Source organism: Actinomadura napierensis, from assembly GCF_039529375.1.
Classification (GTDB): Bacteria; Actinomycetota; Actinomycetes; order Streptosporangiales; family Streptosporangiaceae; genus Spirillospora; species Spirillospora napierensis.
In genome coordinates this window covers 1-10,039 of the sequence record NZ_BAAAMR010000193.1, presented here as the reverse complement: position 1 = coordinate 10,039, position 10,039 = coordinate 1, and the positions used below count along the sequence as shown (strand labels likewise).

Sequence of the window (10,039 nt, the reverse complement as noted above, 5' to 3'; positions counted from 1 at the left end):
CGCATGCTCGACGACGCACTCAGAGATTCGACGACGAGCCCGGGAGGGCACCGGGGAACGACTACTGACTCCAGCGCGACCGGCTCACATCCCCATGCCGGCAGTTAGGACAAGCCACTTCCCGGACACGCCATCACCCAGCCTACGACCGCCCTCAGCACAGCTTCTTGGCACAGAGGGGAGCCATGAGGGTGCATTTGTCGAGAGGGTAACGCGCACCGACTTGAGCTCTTGGTTCAGGTCTCGAGGTAACACGTAGGACGCGGAGATGCGGCTGGGTGGGGTCGAAGCGGTTCGTGTAATCGGCGACGCGTTGGAGTCCGCGCGTCAGAACGGGGGGTATTCGGTCATTTCTGGTGGCGCTGAGGCGAGGTCGGCCCAGGTCTGGGGCGGGTCCTCGCCGAGGATCTGGTCGAGGTGGTGGCGTACCCAGGGATCGGTCTCGGTCCGCTGGATTTCGCGCAGTCGGGGATGAAGGTGGGTAAGGCCGAGCAGTCTGACTGCGGCGACGCCGTGCGAACGAAGGAGCGCATCGGCGTCGATCAGGAGTTCGGTGACGGCGTCGTCGAGCAACCCTGACCGCGAGCCGTCCCGTTCACCCGGCCAAGGCTGAGCGAAATGGTAGGCCGCCCGTCGGCGCCGTTGGGAGTCCTGGCAGGCCAGTTCCGGCAGCACGTCGGTCAGGGTAAGCCTGCACAGGATGTCGAGGGCCTTGAGGTCCGGTGGAGTGCAGGATCTGGCATACAGCGCGATATCGTCGGCGATCGCCTCGGCATTGTTCAAGTGGCGCTGGTGCTTGTGTCTTTGCCATCTGAGGAGGTCCCACAGTTCGGCCCGCACACTGGCGTCCACGTCAGTGGACATGGCCGCGGCCAAGGCGGCCCAGGCGCGGTCGCTGATGGCCGGTAGCCTCAGCAGCGACTCCCCGGCACGAACCCGCCGGGTCGGGGACCCATCATCGGTGAGCACAGTGAGCAGTGCAGGTTCTCCCAGCGGAAGCCGCTCACCGAACCAGCCGATGTCGTAACCGGCCATGGCCTCGTCCAGCCATCGTTCATACCAGGCGAGAAAGTCCGCGTCCTCGAGCACGTACGGGCCGATCGGACCTTCGCAGTCGAGATTGATCAGCCGTCCTCGCGCCGGTCCCGTCACGACCAAATGGGTGACGAGGGAACATCCGTGACCGGCGATCTCCACCGTGCCGGGCAAGAAGATGCGATCTGGGCCAGGCGGGCTCTCGTACCGCTGCTCCCAGTCATCGAGGTACCGGGGGCCGGGCCGATACGGACTCGGCCTGGTCAGGTGCCCCGATCGTCGATGAGCACAGCAGGAGACAGTTAGGCGCCGCAACCCGTAGCCCGGGCCGGCGCCACCGTTGCCCAGTTCGATGACGAACAGCCGGAATTCTTTGGGAAGCGCCACCTCGTGCCGTTCCTCGAACTCGGCCACCATGGCCTCCGGCAACGGCGGTTCCAGCTTGAACCTGTGTGCTTCCGCGCCGAAGGCCTTGGACGCCGCAGGCATGGAGCGCACCGCCACCAGCTTGTCAGCGATCCGTCGCACACGGACATGATCGGCGTCGAACATCCGTTCACCTTACTGGCAAGAGTGCACTCGACGTCGCAGACCAGTACCTACTGATCTGCGGCCCTGATTCTTCGGCGGAGGCAACGCAGCGCGGAGCTGTGGTCGGGGCGCTCGAAGCTGTTGGAGGCTTGGTCGTAGCGCATAGTGAGGCATGCATTCCTCAACCCCGGTCCTGGTGCCGACCGCTTTCGGCCGGGTAAGAACTCGTGAAGCATCTGCATCACTACTATGCACCACGCGTCAGTGTGGGCTGGTGAACACCCCTCCAGTTCATCGATGCCATGACCGGCCGACTCGCATGGCCTGTCGCCGTGCTTTTCCTCGGGCTGATTTTTCGCCATCCCGTTTTCGCGCTGATCGGCCGTGTACGGCATCTGTCATGGGGAGACGCCCAAGCAGAACTCGATGGCGCAACCCAGAACGTGCAGGAAGCCGTACAGGACGCGGCGAGCTTCCATCTTCCCGAGCCTGACCCAGGCCAGAAGAACCGGATTGAGCACGCAGTTCAGGAGGCCGTGAATCTCGGATTCACTAGCGGTCGCAAGACCGACTGCCCCGCGGCCCCCGCCGTCCAGATCAAGTGGGACAAGGGCGTGCCGCACCTTTTCCTCACCCCCTCCTCCGCCGAAGAGCACCTGGTTCGACGCGTTATCGCACACCTCAAGAGAACCGAAACCTTCCGCGAGGAAGTCGAATGACAACGCCTTCCGCTGGCACCTCGTGTCGTGGCGTATTGCCCGCTCGTCGGCAGACCAGCGCGTTTCGGTTTGCTGCCTTGGTTCAGGTGCCAGAGGCCATGTAGGCAGCGAGGATGTAGTTGGGGTGGCGGTCCAGGTTGTTGCGGGCTCGGTCGTAGCGCATGGTGGTGCGCGGGTCTGCGTGGCGGGCAGCGATCTGTACGTCGCGCAGGTCGACGCCTGCGTCGAGCATGGTGGTCACGAAGGTGTGGCGGAGCATGTGCGGGTGCATCCGCGGCAACCGGACGACGGATTCGGCTGCGAGACGGCGCAGGCGGCGGGTGGCGGCTCGCGCGCCGCTTTGACGAACATCCGCATATTGGCAAAGCCGCTCGATTCGCGACATGAGCGTCTGGTCACGATGACTCGGATCACGAGTATCGCTTGCTTTTCCATTTTGCCGAAGGCCAGGCTCAACTCGGTCCGTGAATGGCTGTTCCGGTGGCGTTCACAGAGTGGCGGATATAGCCGGGCAATGCGTTCCACCACCGGCATTCGTCGCGGACGGCGAGGACCTGATCGCGAGCTTCCGCTAGCTGGTGGAGCGCCTCCCCGCGGTTTGCTCGTCCGCATGCAGCCACCGCTGCGCGTAACACGGTGGTGGACTGCGCGCCAAACGAGCGGTCTTGGCAGAGTTTCAGCATCGTGTCGAGCACGCCCGGGGGCATGCGCGGGGCCGAATTGGTCAGCGCCCAGACGCTTGGACACGTGTGTCGAGGTCGATACGGTCCGCGCCGATGATGCCAAGAAGAGTCCAACCGTCCTGAGCTCCTTCGGCGATCTTGCCGAGCAGCCGGATCATGGCCCGCAGGAGAATCGTCTCGAACCGATCGGCTCCTTGGTGCAGCAGCCGGACAAGCGCCAGCCGCAACGCATCGCGGTACCCCGAGTTGACCAGCAGCGCTGTATACACCGACCGGGTCATGTCGTCCTGGCCGACCAGACTCTGTCCCAGGACGTCCCCGAGCAGCGGGTCTTCTCCATGATCCCACTTGGCCTGCCAGACCAGGCCGATGTCTTGGATCTCGGCGGCCAGACGCAGGCAGGCGTCCCGGTACCGGCTGGTCTGCGCGTCCGGACGAGCAGCGGGCTTAGCGAGGTAGACCAGCTCATGGCCGGCCGCCCCGTCCAGCCCCAGGTACGGGGCCGGATCGCAGCGGCGCATGAGCTGCATGGCGGCACGGCGGACCTCCATTTCGCCCTGCGTGTCGTGAATAGTCGCCCTGCACTCTCGCTGCAGGGCGACTAACTGACGCACGGAGGGATGCCAGGTCCCCGTGTCGACCAATGCCGCCACAGTGGTAAACAATTCGCGCAGCAGCCATCGGTCCGGCGGATCAAATAGCGCCCGCACAACCCAACCGACAGGGGCCCGCCCGGGGGCGCGCTGGTAGATCTTCAGAGGCTGAAAGGACGCCGGATTCCCTCGTTGGGTCATTGTGTCGATGGAAATCTCCCCGGTCAGGCCGACTGCGAGCTCGGCCCGTCCGATTCGCAGCAACGCCTCGGCCCTAATATCCTGGTCGATCCCCTGCGATGCGCAAATCTCCAGCATCAACCGGTCCACCAGGGTGCCCCAGGTGCGCCTTCCAAGTTTGCGCCCGGTGGCCAGCAAATGTCCCGAGAGCAGGTCCCAGTCGGCGGCGCTGACCACGTCCACCCCCAAGACAGCATCAATGATGTCGGCTGCCCGCTGCTCAGCCTCGGCAGCCGACCGCAGCCAGTAGGGGTCCTCGCTGCGACCACGGGGGGCCCATGCTCGCAGCACCTTGTGCGCGGGTCCCGTAAGCCGTCCTTCGGGCAGGCCAAGGGCCCGTTCGTAGGAGGCCAGGTGGTGGGGCTGCCAGGACGCGGTTCCGTGTTCAAGCCGCGAGATCATGGCCGGGCCGATGCCCCGGGAGGCTTTACTAGCGGCAGTCCGGGCGGCGAACGTGGCCGCGGTCGCCGATTCAGCGTCGGGCGCGTTATAGCGATGGGTCCGAGCGAGCCACCCCACCAGAGCGTCAGCGCCGGTACGGGACGAATCCGCCGGCTTGGCCGGCCGTCCGAGTATTGAACCCATGGTTGCCGCCCTGCGCGCGACCCTGGGATGCCAAGGCCGACATATTTACCATCTGCACCACCGATTCAAGCATCGGCCTCGGCCCGCCGACACGTACCACACTCGGCACAGTTCACTCACGCCGCAGCCGTGGAGAACCGGCTTGGCATCACAACCAAGGAGGCCGCCATGCCCGTCCCAGGACCCGACGCCTTCACGACACACCGGAGCGTTACGGCGTCACGACCCGCGCCCTGGCGCCCGATCTTCAGCGTCGACATCGCCGGGTTCGGCTCTTCTGAGCGAGACGACGAGGCGCATGTCGCTGTTAGGGAACGGCTCTACCAGGTGCTACGAGAATCCTGGGACAAGGCGGGCCTATCCTGGACCGAGGCGATCCGGGAAGATCGCGGGGACGGAGTATTGCTCATCGCCTGCCCTGACGAGCCCCCCGCCCTGCTCATCGATCCGCTACTCGAACTGATCCGAGCCCGCCTCCAGCGCCACAATAAACTGTCCAGCACTGCCGGACGGATCCGGCTACGAGCCGCACTGCATCTAGGACCAGTCGTCCGCGATAACCACGGTGTCACCGGAACGTCGGTCAATCACCTGTTCCGCCTGCTGGACTCTCCACAACTACGCGAGGCACTGGACGAGCCCAACGTCGACCTGGCCTTCATTGCCTCCCAGCAGGTCTATGACAGCGTCATCCTCACTCACGGCTCGCTAGCCCCCGACAACTACCTACCGGTGGAGTGCCGGGTGAAGGAGACCGTCGCGCCAGCCTGGATCACTATCCCGGTTCGCTGCCGCCGTCCTCGGCTCACTGCTCGCGCGCCAGCATCACAGGTCTCGTTTCGCTCGAACGGCGAAACTGCTGGACCCACCCCAAAGACGGCCCTGTTGGGCGGGAGGTGAACATGGCTCGCGGCCCAACATCCGCTCTTCGGCAGAAGAGTGCACCTAACGGAGAATCAACATCACGCTAAGTGACTGAAGGCGTCACGCCGAACGCGCCAGGGACACCTGAGGACCACAGGCGGAGCCGCTTCTCGCGGACATTGATCATTTGGCTCTGAGCAAAGGGGTGTCGTAGCTCGCGAGCATCCGGTGCCCCTTCTCGCGAATGAAGCGCGCCTACTCTGCTCGTAGCGGCCGAGGGCCAGGGGCTGGGGGCGCGCCGAGGCTTCCGGTGACGCGGCCGATGATGGCTTCGGTGATGGTGCGGTGCTTGGCCTTCCACCAGCCCCGTTTGTCTTCGCGATTCCGGTCGGCGGCCTTGAGCACCCCGCCCTCATGGCCCTGGGCGAGCAGAATCTCGAACCGCAATCGCGCCTGGCCGGCAAGGCCCACGCCGCCCCAAGCCAGGCAGAAGCCGCCGCGTGCCTCGGCGAACGGCATAATGGAACACATGTTCGGCATCATGGGGCGTTGAGGTGTGGGTGCCACCCGCCGTCACTTACCGCGCCATCGGCGGTCCCGCGTTCCTGCTAGCCTGGGAACAACATCCGGACCGGTCCTGGTGGGCCCAGGTTCTGTGGATCGAACTCAGCCGTGATGGCTATACCGGCCGGCACGCCCGTGTCGCAGGCACCGATGTCGCTCCGATCCCTGGTCAGGATTACAGCACCGTTCCCCGCCACCGCCTCGACCCGCGCATGCGCCCGCCCTCGGACCCCACCGACCCGCGTGACCCGCGCCACCGTCCCAGCCCGAAGGAGCGGCACCGCATAGCCTTCGAACGCGCACTGCGTCGCAGACCCGAGCCTGACTTCTGAACGCCCTTCAACAGCCGTGCCTCGGGAGGCATCCGGGCTTGGGCGCTTCGGCCCTTGGAGCACGGCGGCTGGTCTTCTTCACGCTCCCGCGTCACCTCGGGGCGGCGCATTGCCCCAGGTCGGTGATGTGAGGGCCGCATCGCTACGTTCCGCGCGTCGCTAAGGACAGAAGTTGATCTTGAGCTTCGGACCGGGTGAGCAGAGGGACACGGCTGGGTAGTCGCACCGCCGTCGCTTCCGTGCCGGAGCATGAAGTGACCGTGCCATCGGCTGAGATCCAGGCGGAAGGTTTGGTGCCGGTCGACATGATGACGACGGCAAGGCGATCGTTCTGTTGAGGCAGGAGGCGTTGCGGGTCGTGCCCCTCGCCAGCGTAGGTGATCACCAGGCGGCGCGAGATGCCCTGGCGAAGCAGGTAAGCGTGTGTCTGCTGATCGTCGCGAGAGAGCATGAGACCCGGAATCCGCTCCTCCGTCAGATCGTCGGTGTTCAGGCCGAGGAGTCGCGATGCATGCGGACGACTGAGCACGAGTTCGATGGCGTCCTTGTGTCGGTTGGTGACGACGTCCATGGCGAGTCGGCGGACGGCGGCGTCCGCGCCAGGACCGGCGAGTGATGCTCCGCTCCAGGTGAACGGGTCGACGTAAGAAGGGTCGTCTGGATGGACGCAGGTTGCTGTCGTGGTGGCCGTCCGCGCTGGTCGCCTGCGGGGCCGGAAGCACCGCAACCCCGCCGCTATGGTTCTGACTGACCGCAAGCTCACCCGCACCACAGCGACGAGCAATGCCGCCAGGACAGCGGCCTCTGCCCAGCCGAACATTTCCCAGAACCCGTCTTCGTCAGTGCTCGGCGAATGATGGACGGCCCCGCTCCGGTTGGCCGGCGCCGCCGCTGCTCTTGCCGGGTTCTTCGCCGGTCGCGGTTTGCTGCGTACGGTAGGGCTGGACCGACCTGGTGCGTTCGCGGCGGACCCCTTGGACAACCTTCCTCGATGTCTTTGCGTAAGAGCGCCGCGCCCTGGTGTCGCGCGGCGGTTGTGGTTCACGTCTCGGTGGTGCTGAGGACGCTTGGCCGGTCGGGCGCCATCGAAAACGGCGCTCCGGTCGGGCTCCTTCGCGGTCTTGATGCTGTGTAGCACTTGCCGGCGGCCGCGACGGCAGATCTCCTTCCGGTCGACGTATCGGTCGGCGATCGGACCGATCGGTGGGCAGCCTGGGGGCGCCGATCGGACTCGGTGGCTCCGGCGGGCACAGCCACCGCTCTACGTCAGGTGCCGTCGACGCCGAGGCCTGCGACGGCGAGCCGGAAGGCGCGGTCCGCCTGCGTCGCCGGGTCGGTGTAGTTCTCGGTGGCCAGCGCGATTCCCACGATCAGGGTGAGCAGATCGTCGATGGTGACGTCCGCCCCGACGGCGCGGTCGGCGATGGCCTTGCGCAGCAGCGAGGCACCAGCCGTGCCGATGGACGCCGCGCAGGAGTCCTGGGCGGCCTCGTCCTGGAGGGGCTGGTAGGAGAGGACGTCGGCCAGACCGCGCGCGGCGAGCGAGTAGGCGAGCAGTTCGCGAAGCCACTCCACCAATGCGGAGCGGCTGTCGTCCTCGCCGCAGAGCGCATGAGCGCGATCGCACAGGGCGTGGACGCGTTGTTCGAAGACGGCTTCGAGCAGGGCTTTGCGGGTGGGGAAATGGCGCCGGACGGTGGCTGATCCGACGCCTGCGATGCGGGCGATCCGCTCCAGGGAGGCATGGGCTCCCTGGGCCGCCACCTCGGCTTCGGCCACGGCGAGGATGTGCGTGCGGTTGCGGCGGGCGTCCGAGCGCTGGCCGGTCATGATCTCCCCCATGTTGATAAGTGGCGGGGCCCGCCGTATTGTAGCGAACGCGAAACGGCGGACCCCGCCGTTTATGTTCGCGACCGCTTGAGGAGATGCGCTCATGACCACTGCCGCGACACCCGTTCTCGTCACCGGTGCCACCGGACGCCAAGGCGGCGCCACCGTCCGCGCCCTTCGCGCGCAGGGAACACCGGTGCGCGCCCTGGTACGCGACCCGAGCACGCCGCGCGCACGGGCCGTCGAAGAACTCGGCGCCGACCTGGTCGTGGGCGATCTCACCGAACCCGCGACCCTTGAAGCGGCCATGGACGGCGTGCGGGCCGTCTTCTCCGTGCAGATGCCCGCGTTCACCGGGCAGGGGTTCGACTTCGACGGCGAGGTCAGTCAGGCCGACAACCTCATGACGACCGCGCGGGCCGCCGGCGTGGAGCAGTTCGTCCAGTCCTCCACCAGCGGCGTGGGACAGCACGTCGAGGCTCCGGGCTGGGCCGAAGGACGGTGGGCGGTGATGGAGGCCCCGCTCGGCACGAAGGCAGCGATCCAGGACCGGCTGCGCGAGCTCGACTTCCCCTCCTGGACGTTGCTCAAGCCGTCGTTCTTCATGGAGAACTTCGAGCCGTCCACGCGGTTCTACTTTCCCCGCGGCGTCGAAGGAGGGCTGGTCACCGTCATCAAGCCGAACACGCACCTGGCCCTCGTGGCGGCCAAGGACGTGGGCCGGGCCGCGGCGGCCGCCCTGTCCGCCCCGGCCGAGTTCCACCGGGTCGAGCTGGAGCTCGCCAGCGACTACCTGACCATGATCGAAATCGCCGGGATCCTCTCCCGCGCCCTCGGTGTCCCGGTGACGGCCCCGGACATGACCGAGGAGCAGGCCCGCGCCGCCGGCATGGGGGACATGGGTGCCACGCACGAGTTCATGGAGGTGGTCGGCCAGCCGGCCCGGCCGCGGTTCGCCCGCGCGCTGGGCATCGACCTGACCGGCTTCGAAGAATGGGCGCACGAGCACCTTCAGACCGCCGCCTGAACGGGCGGTCTTCCTCCGGGTCCTCCGGGCACCCCTGCCGTTCCCCTGGTTCTCCCGTCAACGCGACCACGAAGACGGCGGCCCGTGCGGTCAATACCGTGACGGCGGGCCGGGCACCCCGCCGAGCGGCTCCGGAGCCTGACCACCGGCGGGCGGGTGAATGGGACACCAGCCCAGGCGGTGGCGTGGGGGTTCCTTGCCTGGCATGACTGATCCACGCACTGGCCGCGGTGCGGCATCTATTCGATTAACCCTTCAAGGGGTGTCGGCGATAGAGATAAGGGAGCCAGAAGGCTCTGGACGTGCGAGATCACGGCCTGACGGGCGGAATCCGCAGCAAGCGCCGGATTGATCAGCGGCTGCCCGCCGCTCCGGCCGCAGTGTCGTTCCCAACCGGCGAAGCTAGCCAGGACCGCCGCGCCGAGGCCGGCGAGGAGCCACCGCGTCGTGCCGCTGAGGGAGGTCAGCGGAAGTGTGATCATCGTGATGCCGGCGTTCTGCCTCGTTCGCCCGCAGGCAAGCACAACCGTTCATCATCCCGCGCCGAACGCCGTGCCGTTGTCTGCTCTGCAACTGACCAAGCCTCGCGTCGGAGCCCGCCACCTCCTATGCCTCTTACCTGCACGGACGTGGTTTTCGGCAGGCACAGGGGTGCCGTCGGCGGGTCGGCCCACCACGCCGCCAGGGCAGGGACGGGTGTCGCCGCCTAGTGCCGCCAGGTGGGTGTGGCGGCTGGTTCTCATGTCAGAGCACCAGCAACTCGACATCCTTGGACGGATCAGACCAGACCAGCCTCACCAGCAGACCGAGCAGGCTCCGGACCAACCGGTACAGCAAAGACAACAACACCTCGAGATGATCGCAGTGACTGCCACGGCCCCGCAGCAAATCCCAGCTCACAGTACGAAACCGAGTATCCGAGCGGCACACGACCCAACACACATCAGCGCTACTCCTTTTGAGGTTCCCCCCGTTTCACGGCCACCTGGGGTGAGATGGGTCAGCCGGTCGGTGGTGAGGTGCGGTGTTGTTCCTC

The 10,039-nt window shown here is 66.5% G+C and carries 10 protein-coding genes; 3 read left to right on the top strand and 7 right to left on the bottom strand.

From position 1 onward, the window contains the following. Positions 1 to 327: 327 nt before the first annotated feature. The gene (locus ABD296_RS47665) at positions 328 to 1,587 is read right to left on the bottom strand and encodes a hypothetical protein (RefSeq protein WP_344284546.1); all 1,260 of its coding nucleotides are present in this window, start codon (positions 1,585 to 1,587) and stop codon (positions 328 to 330) included. A gap of 281 nt (positions 1,588 to 1,868) precedes the next feature. On the opposite strand from ABD296_RS47665, the gene ABD296_RS47660 reads away from it, so the two are divergent. Continuing rightward, the gene (locus tag ABD296_RS47660; protein ID WP_344284543.1) at positions 1,869 to 2,285 is read left to right on the top strand and encodes a hypothetical protein; all 417 of its coding nucleotides are present in this window, start codon (positions 1,869 to 1,871) and stop codon (positions 2,283 to 2,285) included. 82 nt (positions 2,286 to 2,367) lie between these two features. On the opposite strand, the gene ABD296_RS47655 is transcribed toward ABD296_RS47660, so the two are convergent. Together ABD296_RS47655 and ABD296_RS47650 are read right to left on the bottom strand one after the other, a co-directional pair. Further along, complete coding sequence (locus ABD296_RS47655; RefSeq protein ID WP_344284540.1) at positions 2,368 to 2,670, bottom strand: site-specific integrase; 303 nt, start codon at positions 2,668 to 2,670, stop codon at positions 2,368 to 2,370. Positions 2,671 to 3,009: 339 nt separating this feature from the next. Continuing rightward, complete coding sequence (locus ABD296_RS47650; RefSeq protein WP_344284537.1) at positions 3,010 to 4,203, bottom strand: hypothetical protein; 1,194 nt, start codon at positions 4,201 to 4,203, stop codon at positions 3,010 to 3,012. 351 nt (positions 4,204 to 4,554) lie between these two features. On the opposite strand from ABD296_RS47650, the gene ABD296_RS47645 reads away from it, so the two are divergent. Continuing rightward, entirely contained in the window at positions 4,555 to 5,286 is a 732-nt protein-coding gene (locus ABD296_RS47645) for a nucleotidyl cyclase domain-containing protein (protein ID WP_344284534.1), read from the top strand. 219 nt (positions 5,287 to 5,505) lie between these two features. Here ABD296_RS47645 and ABD296_RS47640 read toward each other — a convergent pair whose 3' ends face one another. The 3 genes from ABD296_RS47640 to ABD296_RS47630 form a co-directional block, all read right to left on the bottom strand. After that, complete coding sequence (locus ABD296_RS47640) at positions 5,506 to 5,793, bottom strand: hypothetical protein (protein ID WP_344284531.1); 288 nt, start codon at positions 5,791 to 5,793, stop codon at positions 5,506 to 5,508. 495 nt (positions 5,794 to 6,288) lie between these two features. Continuing rightward, positions 6,289 to 6,717 (bottom strand): hypothetical protein, encoded by a 429-nt coding sequence (locus tag ABD296_RS47635; RefSeq protein WP_344284528.1) that lies wholly within the window; start codon positions 6,715 to 6,717, stop codon positions 6,289 to 6,291. Positions 6,718 to 7,412: 695 nt separating this feature from the next. Then, positions 7,413 to 7,988 carry a TetR/AcrR family transcriptional regulator gene (locus ABD296_RS47630; RefSeq protein WP_344284526.1) on the bottom strand — a complete coding sequence of 192 codons (576 nt, stop codon included), beginning with the start codon at positions 7,986 to 7,988 and terminating at the stop codon, positions 7,413 to 7,415. 91 nt (positions 7,989 to 8,079) lie between these two features. On the opposite strand from ABD296_RS47630, the gene ABD296_RS47625 reads away from it, so the two are divergent. Next, positions 8,080 to 9,003 (top strand): NmrA family NAD(P)-binding protein, encoded by a 924-nt coding sequence (locus ABD296_RS47625; RefSeq protein ID WP_344284525.1) that lies wholly within the window; start codon positions 8,080 to 8,082, stop codon positions 9,001 to 9,003. A gap of 744 nt (positions 9,004 to 9,747) precedes the next feature. On the opposite strand, the gene ABD296_RS47620 is transcribed toward ABD296_RS47625, so the two are convergent. Next, the gene (locus ABD296_RS47620) at positions 9,748 to 9,903 is read right to left on the bottom strand and encodes a hypothetical protein (protein ID WP_344284522.1); all 156 of its coding nucleotides are present in this window, start codon (positions 9,901 to 9,903) and stop codon (positions 9,748 to 9,750) included. Between the last annotated feature and the right edge of the window lie 136 nt (positions 9,904 to 10,039).

Excerpts from the sequence above, each read along its gene's own strand:
- ABD296_RS47665 (WP_344284546.1), bottom strand. The coding sequence starts at position 1,587 with ATGTTCGACGCCGATCATGTCCGTGTGCGACGGATCGCTGACAAGCTG.
- ABD296_RS47660 (WP_344284543.1), top strand. The coding sequence starts at position 1,869 with ATGACCGGCCGACTCGCATGGCCTGTCGCCGTGCTTTTCCTCGGGCTG.
- ABD296_RS47655 (WP_344284540.1), bottom strand. The coding sequence starts at position 2,670 with ATGTCGCGAATCGAGCGGCTTTGCCAATATGCGGATGTTCGTCAAAGC.
- ABD296_RS47650 (WP_344284537.1), bottom strand. The coding sequence starts at position 4,203 with ATGATCTCGCGGCTTGAACACGGAACCGCGTCCTGGCAGCCCCACCAC.
- ABD296_RS47645 (WP_344284534.1), top strand. The coding sequence starts at position 4,555 with ATGCCCGTCCCAGGACCCGACGCCTTCACGACACACCGGAGCGTTACG.
- ABD296_RS47640 (WP_344284531.1), bottom strand. The coding sequence starts at position 5,793 with ATGATGCCGAACATGTGTTCCATTATGCCGTTCGCCGAGGCACGCGGC.
- ABD296_RS47635 (WP_344284528.1), bottom strand. The coding sequence starts at position 6,717 with ATGGACGTCGTCACCAACCGACACAAGGACGCCATCGAACTCGTGCTC.
- ABD296_RS47630 (WP_344284526.1), bottom strand. The coding sequence starts at position 7,988 with ATGGGGGAGATCATGACCGGCCAGCGCTCGGACGCCCGCCGCAACCGC.
- ABD296_RS47625 (WP_344284525.1), top strand. The coding sequence starts at position 8,080 with ATGACCACTGCCGCGACACCCGTTCTCGTCACCGGTGCCACCGGACGC.